Here is an 18,320-nt window from a genome sequence, read left to right as displayed (position 1 = left end):
GGGAACTGTGCGCTTATCCGGGTTGTTATTCGGCTGAACGCCGGGCCGCAAGCCATTGGGCAGGCTCTTGCCGATTGACTTTCATCCCGCTTGCCGGGACAGATGAGGCGGCTAACCCGGTGATGGTAAAGACATAATGGAGGCCAGCAATGACCTATGATCCGAACGACCCGAAACGCAATCCGCCTGCCGATCGCGATCCCGCCGCCCCGCGCGAGACTTATGTCGAACCTGTCGAGCGTCGTTCCTCGCCCCTGCCGCTGATTATCGGCGTTCTTCTGGCGCTGGCGCTTGCCTATTTCGTGCTGCAGCGCTTCATGACCGACGATACCGTTGCGGTTGAAGGTGACACCACCACCGTGACCACCACGGAAGAGGCCCCCGCCGACGCGGCCGCAGATACCGCCGCCGCAGAAGCCGAAGCTGCCGCGGAAGACGCCGAAGCCGCAGCCGAGGACGCAGCCGCTGAAACCGAAGCGGCGGCAGAAGAAGCCGCGGCCGAAACCGAAGCCGCCGTCGAAGACACCGCAGCCGATGCCGAGGCCGCAGCCGACAATGCCGCTGCGGACGCCGAAGCCGCCGTCGAAGACACCGCCGCGGATGCCGAAGCGACCGCAGACAGTGCCGCCGACGCCGCAAGCGAAGCGGCCGCCGATGCCGAAGCCGCCGCTGACGATGCCGCAAGCTCGGCCGCAGAGGCGCTTGAGAACGCGGGCGATGCCGCCGCCGAGGCCGCATCGGATGCCGCTGACGCTGCGGCCGAGGCCGCAGAAGATGCTGCAGATGCATTGGACAGCGCCATCACCGTCGAAGAGGAACCCGTCGTGACCGACGAGGCCACGACCACCGAAACGCCGGAAGAAACCACCACCGGCAACTGACCCGGTTCGCCGTTTCAGCCATCGCACGCCGCGCGGATCCCGTATCCGCGCGGCTTTTTGCGTTTCGGCGCGTAACATTCCTGAAGTGACGTCGCGGCACGAATGTCATAGATCTTATACTGAACACGCCCTTGTGAAAGATTATTGCGCGATGCTATGCAGTCGCAGAATGGGACATCTATCAAAGGGGGACGCGACGCCATGAAGATTGGCGCTTTGAAGGAGGTGATTGAGGGAGAGGCGCGCGTAGCCGTCACACCCTCATCCGCAGGCCATCTGCAAAAGCTTGGACATGACGTCTTTGTCGAAAGCGGGGCAGGTTCGCGGGCCGGTTTTTCCGACGAGGATTACCGCAAGGCGAATGTGACCGTGCTGGGCAATGCGTCCGAGGTGATCGGCGCGGTCGATGTGGTCGCGAAGGTCCGAGTTCCGGAAGACGGCGAAATCAAGCAGATGCGCGAAGGGCAGACGCTGATCTCGTTCTTCTATCCGGCACAGAACGGCGAATTGCTTGAGGTCGCGAAGGAACAGGGCATCACCGCCATCGCGATGGACATGGTTCCCCGGATCAGCCGCGCGCAGAAGATGGACGCGCTGTCCTCGATGGCCAATATCGCCGGCTACCGCTCGGTGATCGAGGCTGCCAACAATTTCGGGCGGTTCTTCACCGGTCAGGTGACGGCGGCGGGCAAGGTGCCCCCGGCCAAGATCCTTGTCGTCGGTGCGGGTGTCGCCGGTCTGGCGGCCATCGGTACCTCGACCAGCCTTGGCGCGCAGGTCTATGCCTTTGACGTGCGCCCTGAAGTGGCCGAACAGATCGAATCCATGGGCGCAGAGTTCGTCTTTCTCGACTTCGAGGAAAAGGCGACCGACGGTGCCGCGACGGGCGGCTATGCCGCGCCCTCAAGCCCGGAATTCCGCGAAGCGCAGCTGAAGAAATTCCGCGAACTGGCCCCGCAGATGGATGTGGTGATCACCACCGCGCTGATCCCCGGTCGCGATGCGCCGGTGCTGTGGACCAAGGACATGGTCGAGGCCATGAAGCCCGGCAGCGTCATCGTGGACCTTGCCGCAGAAAAGGGCGGCAACTGCGAATTGACCGTCGCGGACGAACGTGTCGTCACCGAAAACGGCGTGGTCATCATCGGCTATACCGATTTTGCCAGCCGCATGGGGGCGCAGGCCTCCGAACTTTACGGCAACAACATCCGCCATTTCATGGCCGATCTGACGCCCAAGAAAGACGGCGTCATCGATCACAACATGGATGACGATGTGATCCGGGGCGCGACCGTCGCCCATGATCACGACGTCACCTGGCCGCCCCCGAAGCCGAAGGTTGCCGCCATCGCGGCCCAGAAGCCGAAGGAAAAGAAGAAAGAGCTGACCCCGGAAGAGCGCAAGGCCCAGGAAGTCGCGGCCTTCAAGGCCGAGACGAAATCCCAGGTCACGATGCTGGCGCTGGGTGCGGTCGTGCTGCTGTTGGTGGGTCTGGTGGCCCCGGCCAGCTTCATGTCGCATTTCATCGTCTTCGTGCTGGCCTGCTTTGTCGGATTCCGGGTGATCTGGAACGTCGCCCATTCGCTGCACACGCCGCTGATGGCGATCACCAATGCGATCAGTTCGATCATCATTCTGGGTGCGCTGATGCAGATCGGCTCGGGCTCGTGGCTGGTCGTGATCCTTGGCGCGCTGGCCGTGCTGATGGCGGGCGTCAACATCTTCGGTGGCTTCATGGTCACCCGGCGCATGCTTGCCATGTTCCAGAAGTCGTAAGGGGGTAGGGCAAATGGAATACGGATTCACCACAGCCGCCTATGTGGTCGCCGCGATCCTGTTCATCCTCTCGCTTGGGGGGCTGTCGGGTCAGGAAAGCGCGAAACGCGCAATCTGGTATGGCATCGTCGGCATGGCACTGGCCGTTCTGGCAACGCTGTTCGGGCCCGGTGCGGGCAACTGGCTGCTGTCGATCGTGATGATTGCCATCGGCGGCGCGATCGGCTGGGTCGTCGCCAAGCGCGTGCAGATGACGGAAATGCCGCAGCTGGTTGCCGCAATGCACAGCCTTGTCGGCCTGGCCGCGGTCTTTGTGGGCTTCAACGCCCAGATCGAACTGGGCCGCGTGCTGCGCATCAAGGCCGAGGCCGCCGCGCATGAGTTTCAGGGCTTCGCCGCCGTTCTGGCGCACAAGACCCCGGCCGAGATCGCGATGCTGAAGATCGAGGTGTTCCTTGGCATCTTCATCGGCGCGGTGACCTTTACCGGTTCGGTCGTGGCCTTCGGCAAGCTTGCGGGCCGCGTCGACGGCAAGCCGAAAAAGCTGCCGGGCGGGCATATGCTGAACGCCGGCGCGCTGGCATTGTCGATCCTGTTCGGCATTCTGTACTTCACCGGGACGGGACCGGCGCTGTTCTGGCTGCTGCTAATCACCCTGCTGGCCTTCTTCATCGGCTATCATCTGATCATGGGCATCGGCGGCGCCGACATGCCGGTCGTGGTGTCGATGCTGAACAGCTATTCCGGCTGGGCGGCTGCGATGATCGGCTTTACCCTGTCGAACGATCTGCTGATCGTGACGGGGGCGCTGGTCGGTTCGTCGGGTGCGATCCTGTCTTATATCATGTGCAAGGCGATGAACCGTCACTTTGTCAGCGTGATCCTGGGCGGGTTCGGCGGCGACACCGGTCCCGCGGCCGAGATCGAGGGCGAACAGGTTGCCATCGACGCCGATGGCGTCGCGGCTGCGCTGAACGATGCCGACAGCGTCGTCATCGTGCCGGGCTATGGCATGGCGGTTGCGCAGGCGCAGGGAGCGGTCAGCGAACTGGTTCGCAAGATGCGCGCCGCCGGCAAAGAGGTCCGTTTTGCGATCCACCCGGTCGCGGGCCGTCTGCCGGGCCACATGAACGTGCTGCTGGCCGAGGCGAAGGTGCCCTATGACATCGTTCTGGAAATGGATGAGATCAACGACGACTTCCCCGATACGGATGTCGTGATCATCATCGGCTCGAACGATATCGTGAACCCTGCCGCGCAGGACGATCCGAACAGTCCCATCGCCGGGATGCCGGTTCTGGAAGTCTGGAAAGCCAAGCAGGTCTTCGTCAGCAAGCGCGGGCAGGGCACCGGCTATTCCGGGATCGAGAACCCACTGTTCTTCAAGGAAAACACCCGCATGTTCTATGGCGATGCCAAGGACAGCGTGAACAAGCTGCTGCCGCTGCTGGACTGATCCGCACAGGCAAAGCGACGGGAAAGGCGGGTCATCTGGCCCGCCTTTTTCAGTTGCCCGTGTCTTGGGCAGGCTGACAAGAAAATTCTCGCGATAGCTGTTTCAAGGAACTTTCGTCGCAGAAAGCGGCTCACGGTCTTGTCATCAGTGCGCCGACAGGCTGTGTTCGGATTGTTAACAATCTGACAGGCGAGAAAAATGGACCATCCCGATTTCATCCAGACAAGCGGTGGCGATCCGTCACTGTATAATGAGGATCTTGCCCCCATTCCCAACAGCCAGCGGAACTGGGGCGCGTTCGAGATATTCAACGTCTGGAACAACGATATCCAAAGCCTGTTCGGCTATACGCTGGCGGCGTCGCTGTTTCTGACCTATGGGCTGAACGGATGGCTGACCTTCACCGCGATCATCGTGTCGGGCCTGCTGGTCATGTGGCTGGTCAACCTGTCGGGACGCCCTTCGGTGCGCTATGGGATCCCCTATGCGGTCATGGCACGCTCGGCGATGGGGGTCAAAGGCGCGCGGTTCCCGGCGCTGGTCCGCGGGATCGTGGCAATTTTCTGGTATGGCGTGCAGACCTATTTCGCCTCGACCGCGGTGGCCTTGGCGATCCACGCGCTGTTTGGGATCGCGCATGGCAGCGGCGGGTTTCTGGGCCTGACCGGGATCGATTGGATCGCCTATATCATTGTGGCGGGCTTCCAGATCGGGCTGTTCCTGATGGGGATCGAATGGGTCGGCAAGTTCCTGAACTGGGCCGGGCCTTTCGTCTATCTGGTGATGATCGCCCTGGCGCTGATGATCTGGTATCAGGCCGGCAACGGAATCTGGGCCGAGATCGGCACGATCTTTCAGGGTGGCGAGGGTAGCAGCGTCGCGGGTTTTGTCGCGGTCGTGGGCACGATGGTTGCCTATTTCGCCGCCGTGATCATCAATTTCGGTGACTTCTCGCGCTTTGTGAAAACCGAGACGCAGATGCGGGCAGGCAATTTCTGGGGGCTGCCGGTGTCGATGGCGTTTTTCAGTTTCATCGCGCTGTTCATCACCGCCGGGGCCGTGGTCCTGTTCGGCGAGCGTCTGACCGATCCGACCGCCATCGTGGAACGTGTCGACAATCTGGCGCTGACGCTGATTGCGGCCGTCACCTTTTTCGCGGCCACGGTCGGGATCAACCTTGTCGCGAATTTCATTCCAGCCGCCTATGATATCGCGAATATGGCGCCTGCCAAAATCAGCGCCAGGACCGGCGGGCTGATCACGGCCGGGATCGCCTTTGTCATTGGGGCGCTTTGGGTGTCGCTGATTTCCTCGATCGGGATCGCGGGGTTCGTCGATACGCTGGGGGCGATCCTTGCGCCGCTTTATGGGATCCTGATCGCGGATTACTATGCGGTGCAAAAGCGACAGTTGCGGGTCGATCAGATGTTCACCGAGGACCCGGCAGGCGCCTACTACTATGATCGGGGCTGGAATCGCCGTGCCATTCTGGCAGTGGGGCTGGCGGCGCTGTTTTCGGTCGGGACCGTATGGCTGCCGGCCCTGCAGGCGCTGTCGGGCTTTGGCTGGCTGATCGGCGCGGTTCTGGGCGGGGTGCTGTATATCCTGCTTTGCGGTCGCAGATAAAACGGAGGAATGGCGTGGGCCCGGCAACCGAACACCCTTTGCGCTATGCGCTGGTCAACGAATTGCATGCCCGGCCCTCGCCACGCATCTCGGCCCCGGCGACCTGTGCCTTCGTCGCCTTCAAGGAGCCGCGCGACGCCGCCAATCGCGATCGCCTGCGCGATACGGCGCATTTGCAGGAACTGACGGATCGGCATGGCGGACCCAAGCCCGATCCTGATGAGATCCACTATCAGGCGCAACTGGGTCGGCACGAACTGAAATGGGAAAGCCATACCGAATTCGTGACCTATATGGCGACGACGCCCGGCCTGCCGATCCGGCCCTTCGACCCCAGTGCCGCCGCGATCTTTCCCGAGGAATGGCAGTTGAATGCCCCCGGAAAAAGGGTGGCGGCGGTGCTGGTTCAGATCGACACGCTGCCCGAAGATCCGACACAGGCCATGGCGCAACTGGGCGACTGGCTTGCCCGCGACAGCCTTGCCGCCGTCTGGGTTCTGGAAGAGGCCGCGCTGGTCGCCAGTGATTTCCGCATCGACGCCAATGGCTTCATGCGGTTTGCACTGTTTGCGCGGGGCGATGTCGGGCAGGGGCGGATCGGCCGGATCGTGCACCGGCTTGTCGAACTGGAAACCTATCGCGCGATGTCGATGCTGGGCCTTGGACAGGCCCGCCGCCTGTCGCGCCGCCTGAATGAGCTGGAGCCGCGCCTGTCGGCCATTGTCGAGGCGATGGGCAACGAGGAAAAGCGCGCCGAGACCGTGCTGCACGAACTGCTGGAAGTATCGTCCGAGCTAGAGGCGCAGGCGGTGCAGACCTCGTTCCGCTTTGGCGCGACCAGCGCCTATGAGGCGATCGTGATGGACCGCGTCTCGGCCTTGCGCGAAACCCGGTTCATGGGCCGCCAGATGCTGACCGAATTCATGCGCCGTCGCTATCTGCCGGCCATGCGGACGGTGAAATCCGCCGAGGACCGGCTGCGCAGCATGATCGAACGCGCGACACGGACCAGCGACCTGCTGCGCACGCGTGTCGATGTCGAACGCTCGGCCCAGAACCACCTGCTGATGGAGCGGATGGACAAACGCGCCGATCTGCAATTGCGGCTGCAACACACGGTCGAGGGACTGTCCGTCGTCGCCATCAGTTATTACGCGGTCGGCCTTCTGTCCTATGCGCTGTATCCGCTGGCTGCGAAGCTGTCAGTCGACAAATCCTATCTGATCGCCGCCATGACGCCCTTGGTCGTGGTCGCGGTCTGGTGGTCGATGCGACAGATCCGCCGGAACCTGCACAAGTCGGACAGGGACCATCCGCAGATGTAGCTTGTGCGGGCTGATGTGACGGGCGATAAGTCGCGCTGAACAGATCATCCACCGGACGACCCCATGAAAGCCGCGTTCTGCCTTGCCCTTCTGACCCTTCTTTCGGGTTGCGGGGTGCCTTTTGTCCCCTTCATCTGAGGTGAAACCATGTCGAAAACCCTGACCATGTACGGGCTTGGCCATTGCTCGACCTGCCAGAAGGCGCAGGCCGCGCTGGAAGAACATGGCTGGCAGGTGACGTTCCGCGACGTCCAGAAACAGCCGCTGTCGGAAACAGAGCGTCAGCGCATGGCCGATGAATGGGGCGACAAGATCATCAACCGCGCAAGCCTGACCTGGCGGGCCATGACCGACGAGGAACGCGCAGCCGCCCCCGTGCAGATGATGGGCGCGAAACCCGCCGTGATGAAACGCCCCGCGATCGAGGCGGGCGATCTGCGTCTGCTGGGTTGGACTGCGAATGTGAAGCGGGGCCTGGGCGTTCCCGCCTGACGCCCCGGAACAACCGGGGGCTTATCAGCCCCGGTTGTTGGCCAGCGATGCAATCAGCGGACGGATCTGCGACAGATCGTATCCTGCCTGTGCCGCGGTTTCGAGGATCTCTGCCTCGCTGCGGCGACCGGCCTGCGTCAGCGCCCACAGGACGGTGCAGCGGTTTCCCGACCGGCAATAGGCGATGACGGGTTCGCGCCCGGCAGTCGCCTCGGCGAAGCCTGAAATCAGGTCGGGCGTGATCTGCCCGGGATGAAACGGCAGATAGTGATAACGCATCCCCGCAGCCTCGGCCGCCCGGGCCATGACATCATGGTCGATGCCCGAATCGACCTCTTCGTCGGGGCGGTTGTTCACCAGAACCTTGAACCCGGCCTCGGCCAGTTGCGGCACATCCTCGGGCAGGATCTGCGGCGACACGGCAAGATCGGGGCTAAGCTGACGCAGGTCCATCGGTAGTCTGCCTTTCTGGTTGGTCTTGTGCGGTTCGGTCGGGCTTGCGGTCAATCGGCCCGACTTGTCAAGCAAGCCGCGCAACGCGGGCCGGGCTTTGCGCGATCAGGCGGGAATATGTGCCTCGATCAGCGCCGGAAGGGCGGCAAAATCATCAAAGCTTGCCTGATGCGGCAGGTCGCGGATGGGGGTGTTGCGATAACCGCGGGTGAACAACAGGAACGGCACACCCGCCGCCGCCGCGCACTCTGCGTCATATTCGCTGTCACCGACATAGATCGCGTGGCGTTGTCGCGGATCGCCGCCAAGATTGGCCAGCGAGGCCAGCAACGGCGCCGGGTCGGGCTTCTTCTGCGGCAGGGAATCGCCGCCGATCACGTCCCCGAACAGCTGTTCGATGCCGAAATGCTGCAGAATATGGCGTGTGGGGGCCAGCGGCTTGTTGGTGCAGATCCCCAGAGGGTGGGCGCGATCGGCCAGAACGCCCAGGGCATCTTCGACGCCGGGAAACAGCCGGGTCAGGGCGGTGGCCGCCTGATAGCGCGCCATGAATGCCGCCATCAGATCGCGCCGCGCCGTCTGCGGGATGCCCGTCGCGGCAATGATCCGGTTCCACAGGATGTCGACACCGCCACCGATGAAGCTGCGGACCTGTTGCAGGCTCAGCGTGCCGTAACCTTGCGACCGCAGCGCGGCATTCACACAGGCATGAATATCGGGGGCGCTGTCGATCAGCGTGCCATCGAGGTCAAAGATGACGGGGCAGGGCGCCAGACAGACATTCATGCGGTTTTCCACTTGATCGAGCATCCCATCGAAGGCACCTGATCTTCCGGCCCGCGCCCGGTTTCCGCGATCAGAACCATCGCCTCGTACAGGTCGCGGCGGGCATCCACCGGCCCGGCCGTCCGGCGCGAGGCATCCAGCCGCCCCCGATACTGCAATTCGCCATCCGCGTTATAGCCGAAGAAATCCGGCGTGCATTCGGCACCATAGGCCCGCGCCACCGATTGCGATTCATCGTAGAGATAGGGAAAGGTGAAACCGTGGCGCGCGGCCTCGGCCGCCATCTGTTCCGGGCCGTCCTGCGGGTAGTCCTGCACATCATTGGCCGAGATCGCGACCACGCCGACACCCTTGGCCTGCAGGTCGCGCGCGTCCCGCACGATCCGATCCATCACGGCCTGCACGTAAGGACAGTGGTTGCAGATGAACATCACCAGCGTGCCATTCGGCCCCTTGATATCCTGCAGGTCATGCATGCGACCATCGGTTCCGGGCAGACTGAAATCATGCCAGGGCGCACCAAAATCGCAGACGGGTGGAGTTACCGCCATCATATCCCTCCTGTTGCCGTGCCCCGAAACTTTCACATGCACCCCGAGGCGACAATAGCCGATCTGCGAAAGGCTATCGCACATCGGGCGCGCACACCGTTTCGGCGCAAAACAAAGCGAGTGTTTGCATAGTGCGGCAGAACGATGAGAGATGTGGCGGAGGCTGTGGGATTCGAACCCACGGTGGGCGTTAACCCACGTCGGTTTTCAAGACCGGTGCATTAAACCACTCTGCCAAGCCTCCGACCGGGGACGATTAGCCGTTGCGCCGGATGGGCGCAACCGCACATCGCTATCGGCGCAGGGTAATCGTGTTCGAGGCGCCGCTGATTTCCACAGCGACGACACCGGCAAGCTGGACGAAAGACAGGGCAAGCGCGGTTGTGATGGTGTCGGTCTGCGGGTTGGCGGGGATGCGGGCTGTTTCGGTCTCGGGGTTGGGGGCGGTCGCCACGAACCGCAGGCGCAGGACGCCGTCGGCATCGGGCGAGATGCGGCCGGCGGGCTGGGGTCGCGCCGTGATCAGTTCGGCATCATGATAGCCCTTGGTCGGTGCAAAGCCGGTCACGACCAGCAACTGTCCTTCGCCAAGGCGCTCGAACCGGGCCGACAGGATCTGGGGAATGCCCGGACGCTGATCCTGCGTGCTGGCATAACCACCCTCGGGCAACAGCGTATCTGCGGGCGCAGAACCGCTGACCCAGCGCAGCGGGTTCCATCCACTGTCGCTGTCACGTCCGCCGCATCCGGCAAGCAGCAGGGCGGTACACAGAAGCGATGCGGCCAGTCGGGTCATGTCGATGCGTCCCTCTTTGATTTGCCACGATTGTTAGGCGAAAGCAGCCAAGGGTTAAAGCCTGTTTAGCGGCAGGGCGCCTGCGGCACACAGAACAATCTTTGACCTTCCCGCCGCATCAGAGTAACCCGCTGGGTCAAAGAAGGAATGCTGCATGCCGACCCCCGCTTTTGAAGAAATCGCCGAAACCTTCGACTTTCTGGACGATTGGGAAGAACGCTATCGCCACGTGATCGAACTGGGCAAGGCGCTGCCCGGCATGGATCCGGCGCTGCAGGTCCCCGCCACCAAGGTCGATGGTTGCGCCAGTCAGGTCTGGATCATGCCGCAAATTCAGGACGGGCGTTTTGATTTTCAGGGCGACAGCGATGCCATGATCGTGCGCGGGCTGATCGCGGTGCTGCACGCGATGTATGCCGGGCTAAGCGTGGCCGATGTGGTCAAGGTGGATGCGCAGGCCCAGCTTGCGCGGCTGGGCCTGGATGAGCATCTGTCGTCGCAGCGTTCGAACGGGCTGCGCGCGATGGTGCAGCGAATCAGGAAGCTGGCCGCCGACGCAGCGTGATCCAGCCGCCGCCCAACACCCGCGTGCTGTCATTGGCATAGAAAACGCAGGCCTGACCGGGGCTGACGCCCTCTTCGGGGTCCAGCAGCTCGACCTCGGCGCGGCGGGCGTCGATCGGGCGCAGGATCGCGGGTTTCGGCGGTCGGGTCGAGCGGATGCGGACCATGCAGGAAATCTCGCCCTTGAACGGTTCGTCACCCAGCCAGTTCACCTCGCTGACGGGCACGATCCGTGTGGCCAGCGCGGTTTTCGGGCCGACGACGACGCGACGGGTCTCGGGTTCCAGCCGCACGACATACAGCGGATCGCCAAGGCCACCGATGCCAAGACCGCGCCGCTGACCGATGGTATAGTGGATCACGCCGCGATGCTGTCCCAGAACATTGCCATCCAAATCCACGATCTCGCCGGGATCGGCCGCGCCGGGGCGCAGTTTTTCGATCACCGCAGCGTAATCGCCATTCGGTACAAAGCAGATATCCTGACTGTCGGGCTTGTCGGCGACGGACAGCCCGTATTCGGCGGCCAGGGCGCGGGTCTCGGCCTTGCTTTCCAGATGTCCCAGTGGAAAGCGCAGAAAGTCCAGTTGTTCCTGCGTGGTCGAGAACAGGAAATAGCTTTGATCGCGGTTGTGATCGGCGGCCATGTGCAGCTCGGCCCGGACGCTGCCGTCCTTGCGCTGGATATAATGGCCCGTCGCCATGCAATCGGCATCCAGATCGCGGGCGGTTTCCAGAAGGTCGCGGAACTTGACGCGTTCATTGCAGCGGATGCAGGGAACGGGCGTGGCACCGGACAGATAGGCATCGGCGAATTCGTCGATCACGGATTCGCGGAACTTGTTTTCATAGTCCAGCACGTAATGCGGAAAGCCCATGCGCTCGGCCACGCGGCGGGCGTCGTGAATATCCTGACCGGCACAGCATGCGCCCTTCTTGGCCAGGGCGGCGCCGTGATCGTAAAGTTGCAGCGTCACGCCGACGACGTCATAGCCTTCGGATTTCAGCTTGGCCGCGACGACCGAACTGTCAACGCCGCCTGACATCGCCACCACCACGCGCGTCTGCGAGGGCGGCTTGGCAAAGCCGAGGCTGTTCAATTCGATATCATCTGCCCGGTGGGCAGCGGCGGGTGCGGTGGCGGTCATGGATGGCTCCGGGCGCTAGGCCGACAGTAATTTGCATCAAAATATAGGCAAATGCTGCACATTCTCAACCCATGCGCCGACGGTTTTCGGGGTTAGGATAACCGCGATTTAAGCCCTTTGCGCCATGGTCGGACATGACGCAAAAAGGACAGGCTGAATGTTCGTGAAGAAGACAGACACACCTCGCACCGCCGTTCTGCCGGATGGCTCGATCCTCAGCATCGCGGATCTGCCGCCCGCGAACACAAGATGGGTCGCCAACCGAAAGCTGGCAGTGGTGAACGCGGTTGTTCATGGCCTGATCACGCGGGAAGAGGCGCTGCGCCGATACGGATTGTCGGACGAAGAACTGGATGGCTGGATGACGGCTGCGAAAAAGCACGGCAAACGCGCGCTGAAAGTGACTTCACTGCAACGATTTCGGCAACCCTGACGAGCATTAACAAGCTTTAGTCAACTTATGGTAACGACATTTTAACCAGTTGCGGCAATTCTCTGCTTATGAGTCATGAAGAATCAGGGGCAAAGTGACGCAATGCGCATACTTCTTGTTGAGGACGATCCTACCACCGCTCGCGCGATCGAGCTGATGCTGACCGCGGCCAGCTACAATGTCTTCGTGACCGATATGGGCGAGGAAGGGATCGACCTTGCCAAGCTTTATGATTACGACCTGATCCTTCTGGATCTGGACCTGCCGGACATGCACGGGATGGAGGTTCTGCGCCACATCCGCCTTGCCCGGATCGATACCCCGATCCTTATCCTGACGGGGTCGGACGACACGGAATCGAAATTGCGTGGTTTCGGGTTCGGTGCAGACGATTACATGACCAAACCTTTTAACCGCGACGAATTGCAGGCCCGCATTCAGGCGATCATCCGCCGTTCCAAAGGCCACAGCCAGGCGATCATCCGCACCGGCGAGATCGTCGTCAATCTGGACGCGCGCTCGGTCGAGGTTCAGGGCAAGCCGGTCAATCTGACAGGCAAGGAATATCAGATCCTTGAACTTCTAAGCCTGCGCAAGGGCACCACGCTGACCAAGGAAATGTTCCTGAACCATCTTTACGGCGGCATGGATGAACCCGAACTGAAGATCATCGACGTGTTCATCTGCAAACTGCGCAAGAAGCTGTCCGAAGCACTTGGCGGGGAAAACCATATCGAAACGGTCTGGGGGCGTGGCTATGTGTTGCGCGATCCGGGGCCCGGCAACGCGGAACGTCTGGCCATTGGTGCGTGACACGCGCTGACAGTCGAACAGCCCGCCCCCTGTGGCGGGCTTTTTCATGGTCAGGTGACAGAAGGCCGTGCTTGGGTCTGGGCCTTGCCCCGCGCATTGTCCTATAGAGAGGCAAACAGGTTAATGCGCCCGCAGATGATGCGGCAAAGAAGGGTTCATGGACGTCATGGCAGGCCAGAACGATCAGCCGGTAACGGAACTTGACGCGCGACAGGCCGCCGATCAGATCGCGGAACTGACGGCCCGGCTGGCGCAGGCCAATGACGATTATCACGCCAAGGACACGCCGCAGATCAGCGATGCCGATTATGATGCGCTGAAACGCCGTCTGGCTGCGCTTGAGGATGCCTTTCCGGAACTTGCCACAAGTGACAGCCCGACCCTGCAGGTCGGCGCGGCCCCTGCCGAAGGTTTCGGCAAGATTACCCACTCCGTGCGCATGATGTCGTTGGCCAATGCTTTCGAGGCCGGGGAGATTGACGACTTCGTCGCGAGGGTCCGCAGCTTTCTGAACCTTGCGCCGGATACGCCGTTGGATTTCACGTCCGAGCCGAAGATCGACGGGCTTTCACTGTCGCTGCGCTACGAAAAGGGGCAGTTGATTCAGGCGGCGACGCGCGGCGATGGCTCGGTCGGGGAAAACGTCACGGCGAATGCGCGCACCATTTCGGACATTCCGCAGCAGTTGATGGGCGATGTTCCCGATGTCCTGGAAGTCCGGGGCGAGGTGTATATGTCGCATGCCGATTTCGCCGCGCTGAATGCCGGCGACGGCGCGCGGGTCTTTGCAAATCCGCGCAACGCCGCGGCGGGATCGCTGCGACAGCTGGACCCCGGTGTCACCGCTGAACGCCCGTTGAAGTTCTTTGCCTATAGCTGGGGTGAGCTGTCCGAACCCCTGGCAGACACCCAGATGCAGGCGGTCACACGGCTGAAGGGCTTGGGCTTTTCGATCAATCCCCTGACACGGGTCTGCCGCACGGCCAGAGAACTGGTTGCCGCCTGGGCCGAAATCGAACAACAGCGTGCCACGCTTGGCTATGATATCGACGGCGTTGTCTACAAGGTCAACGATCTGCGCTATCAGGCGCGGCTTGGCTTTCGCGCGACGACCCCGCGTTGGGCGATCGCGCACAAGTTTCCGGCCGAAACGGCATGGACGCGGTTAGAGCGGATCGAGATACAGGTCGGCCGGACCGGTGCCCTGTCACCCGTCGCCCGGTTGGAGCCGGTGACCGTCGGCGGCGTCGTTGTGTCGAACGCGACGCTGCATAACGAAGATTACATCGCCGGTCGCGACAGCAATGGCGAGCCGATCCGAGAGGGGCGCGACATTCGCGAAGGCGATTGGGTCAAGGTCTATCGCGCGGGCGACGTGATTCCCAAGATCGCCGATATCGACCCCGATCGCCGGCCTGCCGACAGCCAGCCCTATGTCTTTCCCAAGGCCTGCCCGGAATGCGGGTCGGACGCCATCCGTGAACCCGGCGATTCTGTCCGGCGCTGCACGGGGGGACTGATCTGCCCCGCACAGGCCATCGAAAAGCTGAAACATTTCGTCAGTCGTGCCGCATTCGACATTGAAGGTCTGGGCGCGAAACAGGTCGAGATGTTCTTTGCCGATGACCAACTGCCGATACGCGAGCCTGCCGATATCTTCACCCTGGCTGATCGCAACGCCGGGAACCTGACCAAGCTTCAGAACCGCGACGGCTTTGGCGCGCGCTCGGTCGAGAAGCTGTTTTCCGCGATCGACGCCAAACGGCGGATCCAGCTGAAACGCCTGATCTTCGCCCTTGGCATCCGTCATGTCGGCGAGGTTGCGGCAACCACCCTGGCACGACATTTCGGCACATGGGATCAACTGGTTCAGACCGTTGACGCCGCCGCAGCCGAGCCTGCGTTCCGCGCCGATGACAAGGGTCGCAAGGCGGTATTGGCCGAAAGCCCGCATTGGGCCGAGCTGGTCGGCATCGACGGCATCGGCGCGGTGTTGGTGCAATCTCTTGTCACCACCTTCCAGCAACAGGCCGAGCGTGCCAGCATCGACCGCCTTGTCCGCGAACTGGATATCCGGCCAGACGAACGCCAATCCGCGCAGGACACCGAGATCACCGGGCTGACGCTGGTATTTACCGGCACGCTGGAAAAGATGACCCGCGCCGAAGCCAAGGCGCGGGCCGAGGCGATGGGCGCCAAGGTTGCAGGCTCGGTCAGCGCCAAGACCGATCTTCTGGTCGCGGGGCCGGGGGCGGGGTCGAAGGCCAAGAAGGCTGCCGATCTGGGCGTCAGGGTCGTGGATGAGGACGAATGGCTTCGGATCGCGGGACAGTGACCCAGCCCAAGGGCCGCCCCCCGGCGTTGTTCCCGCTATTTGCGGGAATCGATACGCTGCCGGGCATCGGGCCAAAAGGGCAGGCGGCCCTGGCGCAAATGGGGATCGAGCGTCCGCGCGACATGGTGTTGACGCTGCCCTCTGGCGGGATCACCCGGCGCAGCATCGCGCGTGTCGGTGACGCTCGTGCGCCTGAGATCGTGACACTGGCCGTGACGGTCGAACGGCACACCCAACCCAGCGCGCGCGGGCGGCCCATGCGCGTCCAGTGCAGTGACGATCACGGCGGCGATCTGACGCTGGTCTTTTTTCACCCGCGCAAGGATTGGATCGAGCGGCAGCTGCCCCTTGGCCAGCGCCGTATCGTCAGCGGCAAGCTGGAACTGTTCGATGGAATGGCCCAGATCGTCCATCCCGATCATATCCTGCCCGAGGGCGAGGAACTGCCCCCCGCCTTCGAACCGGTCTATCCGCTCTCGGCGGGCTTGACGCAGAAGGCGATGACCAAGGCTGCCGAGGCCGCATTGACGCGCCTGCCCGAAACGCCGGAATGGATCGATCCGCAGGTCATGGCGGCGCGTGGCTGGCCCGATTTTGCAACGGCCTTGCATCAGGCGCATCATCCCGATTCTGCCCAAGGGCTGTCGCCTGCCAGCCCCGCCCGCGCAAGGTTGGCCTATGATGAGTTTTTGGCCCATCAGATGACGCTGGCCCTTGTGCGCCGCGAGAAGCGTCGATCAAAAGGGCGGCCCAGCACGGGCGATGGCCGATTGCGTCAGGCGGTGCTGGACAACCTGCCTTGGCCGCCCACCAATGCGCAGGCCCGTGCGGTTCGGGAAATCGCTGCGGATATGGCTGGCGACCACCGCATGAGCCGGCTTCTGCAGGGCGATGTCGGCGCGGGGAAAACCTTGGTTGCCATGCTTTCGGCGCTGATCGCGGTCGAGGCGGGGGGGCAGGCGGTGCTGATGGCCCCGACCGAGATCCTGGCCCGCCAACATGCCCGCGCCCTTGAACCCTTGGCGCGATCGGCAGACATCCGGTTGGCGGCGCTGACCGGACGCGACAAGGGCGAAGCGAGGGCGCAAATCCTTGAGGATCTGCGCGAAGGCCGGATCCAGATCCTTGTCGGGACCCATGCCGTTTTTCAGAAAGATGTCGAGTTTCGCGACCTGCGGCTGGCAATCATCGACGAACAGCACCGTTTCGGTGTGGCGCAGCGATTACAACTATCCGCCAAGGGCAATGCACCGCCCGATATTCTGGTCATGACGGCCACGCCGATTCCGCGTTCGCTTGCGTTGACGCAATATGGCGATCTTGACCTTTCCGTTCTGGATGAAAAGCCGCCGGGTCGTCAGCCGATCACCACGGTCATGATCAGCGATGAACGTCTGGATCAGGTCGCTGATCGCCTGCAGCATGCCATTGCCGAGGGTGCGCGGGCCTATTGGGTCTGTCCGCTGGTCGAGGAAAGCGAGGTCAGCGACCTGACCGCAGCCGAGGCACGGTTTCAGGCATTGCGTGCCCGGTTCGGCGATGCGGTACGGCTGATCCATGGCCAGATGCCCGCCGATCAGCGCGACGCCGCCATGGCCGATTTCAGCAGTGGCGTGGCGCAGATTCTTGTCGCGACCACGGTGATCGAGGTCGGCGTGGATGTCCCCGAGGCGACGATCATGGTGATCGAACGGGCCGAAAGCTTTGGTCTGGCGCAGCTTCATCAGCTGCGTGGCCGGGTGGGGCGCGGCAAAGGCGCGTCGACCTGCCTGCTGATGTATCATCCACCTTTGGGAGAGACCGGCGCGAAACGCCTGACCACCCTGCGCGACACCGAGGATGGGTTTCGCATCGCCGAGGTCGATCTTGAAATGCGCGGCGCCGGAGATGTCATCGGCACCGCGCAATCCGGTCTGCCTCGGTTCCACATCGGCGATCTGGAACATCAGGCAGGGCTGATGGCAACGGCGCGAAAGGATGCGCGGGCGCTGTTGGAACGCGACCCGGAGCTAAGTTCGGATCGCGGCAAGGCCCTGCGTTTGCTGATGTGGCTGATGTCGCAGGACGAGTCGATTCGCCTGATCGGCATTGGCTGAACACCGATCCAAGCCTGAATGTTCTTAAAAAGTTCTTTACAGGTGCGCGTGAATGTGAGAACAAAATAGCAACAGAGAGGAGTTGCTGCCATGTCCCGCGAATTCGTCTGTGATCTGTGTGGGGTTGCCGCGCTGACCGTGACCACGATTGTGGTTCTTTGGTTGCCTGCGATCCTGCAAGCCTAGGTTTCTGCCCCGCGTTGCAAGCACGGCACCACGCCTGTGTGCCGTCACTGTCCCTTCTGCACGCGCAACTGACCGGCCCATCGGGCCGGTCTTTTTACAGGCGGCGCCGATCAGGCAGCCTCGGCCGCCTGATCGATGGCCGCGAGGGTCGCATCCCATGCAAGCAGGATCGAGGCGTGACGGTTGGGGTAGTCGCGTGCGGGCAACAGGGCCTCAAGCTCGGAAAAGCTGCCATCGGGCGGGGTGCCATCCTGTTTCAGCATCGCGTGAAGTTCGTCGCGCGTTGCAAGGATCTGATCGCGGGATTTTCCGATGACCGAGGCACCCAGGACCGCCGCAGATGCCTGTCCCAGCGCACAGGCGCGGACCTGTTGGGCAAATTCGGCAATCTGGCCATCCCGCATTCGGATGTCGACGGTCACGGACGAGCCGCAATGCGGCGAACGGCGCGTAGCCGAGCCTTCGGGGTAATCCAGCCGGCCCTGATGGGGAATGGCGGTGGTCAGCGCCAGTATACGGCGCGAATAAAGCTGCATCAGGTCGCTGTCGCCCATCGGTCCTTCCCCGCGCGTGTCATTCACCCTAGATAGGGATCGCAATGGT

Annotated in this window: 17 protein-coding genes and 1 tRNA gene; 11 read left to right on the top strand and 7 right to left on the bottom strand. The window is 62.6% G+C overall.

Annotation, left to right across the window (positions count from 1 at the left end; all coding sequences use genetic code 11):
• Positions 1-149: 149 nt before the first annotated feature.
• The 6 genes from BMX67_RS12770 (at position 150) to BMX67_RS12745 (ending at position 7,556) form a co-directional block, all read left to right on the top strand.
• Positions 150-881, top strand: coding sequence for a hypothetical protein (locus BMX67_RS12770; protein ID WP_090735627.1), 732 nt, complete (start codon positions 150-152; stop codon positions 879-881).
• Positions 882-1,082: 201 nt separating this feature from the next.
• Positions 1,083-2,657, top strand: coding sequence for a Re/Si-specific NAD(P)(+) transhydrogenase subunit alpha (locus BMX67_RS12765; protein ID WP_090735624.1), 1,575 nt, complete (start codon positions 1,083-1,085; stop codon positions 2,655-2,657).
• A gap of 13 nt (positions 2,658-2,670) precedes the next feature.
• Entirely contained in the window at positions 2,671-4,113 is a 1,443-nt protein-coding gene (locus BMX67_RS12760) for an NAD(P)(+) transhydrogenase (Re/Si-specific) subunit beta (protein WP_090735621.1), read from the top strand.
• Positions 4,114-4,311: 198 nt separating this feature from the next.
• Complete coding sequence (locus tag BMX67_RS12755; protein ID WP_090735618.1) at positions 4,312-5,739, top strand: NCS1 family nucleobase:cation symporter-1; 1,428 nt, start codon at positions 4,312-4,314, stop codon at positions 5,737-5,739.
• A 14-nt stretch (positions 5,740-5,753) separates the two neighbouring features.
• Positions 5,754-7,064 carry a DUF3422 family protein gene (locus BMX67_RS12750; RefSeq protein ID WP_175479895.1) on the top strand — a complete coding sequence of 437 codons (1,311 nt, stop codon included), beginning with the start codon at positions 5,754-5,756 and terminating at the stop codon, positions 7,062-7,064.
• 147 nt (positions 7,065-7,211) lie between these two features.
• Positions 7,212-7,556: an arsenate reductase family protein gene (locus BMX67_RS12745; protein ID WP_245739444.1), complete on the top strand. Its 345-nt coding sequence runs from the start codon at positions 7,212-7,214 to the stop codon at positions 7,554-7,556.
• 24 nt (positions 7,557-7,580) lie between these two features.
• Here the strand turns inward: BMX67_RS12745 and BMX67_RS12740 are convergent, their stop codons facing one another.
• From BMX67_RS12740 to BMX67_RS12720, 5 genes are all read right to left on the bottom strand, one after another.
• A complete protein-coding gene (locus BMX67_RS12740; protein ID WP_245739443.1) occupies positions 7,581-8,063 on the bottom strand; it encodes a protein tyrosine phosphatase family protein in 483 nt (160 codons plus the stop codon).
• Between the two features lie 51 nt (positions 8,064-8,114).
• Positions 8,115-8,795, bottom strand: a complete 681-nt coding sequence (gph, locus tag BMX67_RS12735) for a phosphoglycolate phosphatase (protein ID WP_090735842.1) — start codon at positions 8,793-8,795, stop codon at positions 8,115-8,117.
• Positions 8,792-9,346, bottom strand: a complete 555-nt coding sequence (locus tag BMX67_RS12730) for a thioredoxin family protein (RefSeq protein WP_090735839.1) — start codon at positions 9,344-9,346, stop codon at positions 8,792-8,794. Before BMX67_RS12730 ends, gph begins: the two co-directional genes overlap by 4 nt.
• A gap of 154 nt (positions 9,347-9,500) precedes the next feature.
• Positions 9,501-9,590 (bottom strand) — tRNA-Ser (locus BMX67_RS12725).
• A 48-nt stretch (positions 9,591-9,638) separates the two neighbouring features.
• Positions 9,639-10,142, bottom strand: coding sequence for a hypothetical protein (locus BMX67_RS12720; RefSeq protein ID WP_090735609.1), 504 nt, complete (start codon positions 10,140-10,142; stop codon positions 9,639-9,641).
• Between the two features lie 154 nt (positions 10,143-10,296).
• Here BMX67_RS12720 and BMX67_RS12715 point away from each other — a divergent pair, with 154 nt between their 5' ends.
• Positions 10,297-10,707, top strand: a complete 411-nt coding sequence (locus tag BMX67_RS12715; RefSeq protein WP_090735606.1) for a SufE family protein — start codon at positions 10,297-10,299, stop codon at positions 10,705-10,707.
• On the opposite strand, the gene mnmA is transcribed toward BMX67_RS12715, so the two are convergent.
• On the bottom strand, positions 10,679-11,854 hold the full coding sequence (mnmA, locus tag BMX67_RS12710; protein ID WP_090735603.1) for a tRNA 2-thiouridine(34) synthase MnmA: 1,176 nt from the start codon (positions 11,852-11,854) through the stop codon (positions 10,679-10,681). The genes BMX67_RS12715 and mnmA overlap by 29 nt on opposite strands.
• Positions 11,855-12,011: 157 nt before the next feature.
• Between mnmA and sciP the strand changes: the two genes are divergently transcribed.
• The 4 genes from sciP (at position 12,012) to recG (ending at position 17,531) form a co-directional block, all read left to right on the top strand.
• Positions 12,012-12,287 (top strand): CtrA inhibitor SciP, encoded by a 276-nt coding sequence (sciP, locus tag BMX67_RS12705; protein ID WP_090735601.1) that lies wholly within the window; start codon positions 12,012-12,014, stop codon positions 12,285-12,287.
• Between the two features lie 102 nt (positions 12,288-12,389).
• Positions 12,390-13,100, top strand: a complete 711-nt coding sequence (gene ctrA, locus BMX67_RS12700) for a response regulator transcription factor CtrA (protein ID WP_090735598.1) — start codon at positions 12,390-12,392, stop codon at positions 13,098-13,100.
• A 166-nt stretch (positions 13,101-13,266) separates the two neighbouring features.
• Positions 13,267-15,435 carry an NAD-dependent DNA ligase LigA gene (ligA, locus tag BMX67_RS12695; protein WP_090735837.1) on the top strand — a complete coding sequence of 723 codons (2,169 nt, stop codon included), beginning with the start codon at positions 13,267-13,269 and terminating at the stop codon, positions 15,433-15,435.
• Positions 15,411-17,531 carry an ATP-dependent DNA helicase RecG gene (gene recG / locus BMX67_RS12690; RefSeq protein WP_090735596.1) on the top strand — a complete coding sequence of 707 codons (2,121 nt, stop codon included), beginning with the start codon at positions 15,411-15,413 and terminating at the stop codon, positions 17,529-17,531. The genes ligA and recG overlap by 25 nt, the downstream gene beginning before the upstream one ends.
• A 296-nt stretch (positions 17,532-17,827) precedes the next feature.
• Here the strand turns inward: recG and BMX67_RS12685 are convergent, their stop codons facing one another.
• Entirely contained in the window at positions 17,828-18,271 is a 444-nt protein-coding gene (locus tag BMX67_RS12685) for an iron-sulfur cluster assembly scaffold protein (RefSeq protein WP_090735594.1), read from the bottom strand.
• Positions 18,272-18,320: the final 49 nt, after the last annotated feature.

Origin of the sequence: Paracoccus homiensis (assembly GCF_900111675.1) — a bacterium.
In the GTDB taxonomy this organism is placed as follows: domain Bacteria; phylum Pseudomonadota; class Alphaproteobacteria; order Rhodobacterales; family Rhodobacteraceae; genus Paracoccus; species Paracoccus homiensis.
The sequence above is the reverse complement of the archived record's forward strand: the minus strand, read 5'-3'. Positions and strand labels throughout refer to the sequence as shown.

Excerpts from the sequence above, each read along its gene's own strand:
- BMX67_RS12745 (WP_245739444.1), top strand. The coding sequence starts at position 7,212 with ATGTCGAAAACCCTGACCATGTACGGGCTTGGCCATTGCTCGACCTGC.
- BMX67_RS12765 (WP_090735624.1), top strand. The coding sequence starts at position 1,083 with ATGAAGATTGGCGCTTTGAAGGAGGTGATTGAGGGAGAGGCGCGCGTA.
- recG (WP_090735596.1), top strand. The coding sequence starts at position 15,411 with ATGGCTTCGGATCGCGGGACAGTGACCCAGCCCAAGGGCCGCCCCCCG.
- BMX67_RS12685 (WP_090735594.1), bottom strand. The coding sequence starts at position 18,271 with ATGGGCGACAGCGACCTGATGCAGCTTTATTCGCGCCGTATACTGGCG.
- BMX67_RS12770 (WP_090735627.1), top strand. The coding sequence starts at position 150 with ATGACCTATGATCCGAACGACCCGAAACGCAATCCGCCTGCCGATCGC.
- BMX67_RS12720 (WP_090735609.1), bottom strand. The coding sequence starts at position 10,142 with ATGACCCGACTGGCCGCATCGCTTCTGTGTACCGCCCTGCTGCTTGCC.
- gph (WP_090735842.1), bottom strand. The coding sequence starts at position 8,795 with ATGAATGTCTGTCTGGCGCCCTGCCCCGTCATCTTTGACCTCGATGGC.
- BMX67_RS12755 (WP_090735618.1), top strand. The coding sequence starts at position 4,312 with ATGGACCATCCCGATTTCATCCAGACAAGCGGTGGCGATCCGTCACTG.
- BMX67_RS12760 (WP_090735621.1), top strand. The coding sequence starts at position 2,671 with ATGGAATACGGATTCACCACAGCCGCCTATGTGGTCGCCGCGATCCTG.
- BMX67_RS12730 (WP_090735839.1), bottom strand. The coding sequence starts at position 9,346 with ATGGCGGTAACTCCACCCGTCTGCGATTTTGGTGCGCCCTGGCATGAT.
- ligA (WP_090735837.1), top strand. The coding sequence starts at position 13,267 with ATGGCAGGCCAGAACGATCAGCCGGTAACGGAACTTGACGCGCGACAG.
- mnmA (WP_090735603.1), bottom strand. The coding sequence starts at position 11,854 with ATGACCGCCACCGCACCCGCCGCTGCCCACCGGGCAGATGATATCGAA.
- BMX67_RS12715 (WP_090735606.1), top strand. The coding sequence starts at position 10,297 with ATGCCGACCCCCGCTTTTGAAGAAATCGCCGAAACCTTCGACTTTCTG.
- ctrA (WP_090735598.1), top strand. The coding sequence starts at position 12,390 with ATGCGCATACTTCTTGTTGAGGACGATCCTACCACCGCTCGCGCGATC.
- sciP (WP_090735601.1), top strand. The coding sequence starts at position 12,012 with ATGTTCGTGAAGAAGACAGACACACCTCGCACCGCCGTTCTGCCGGAT.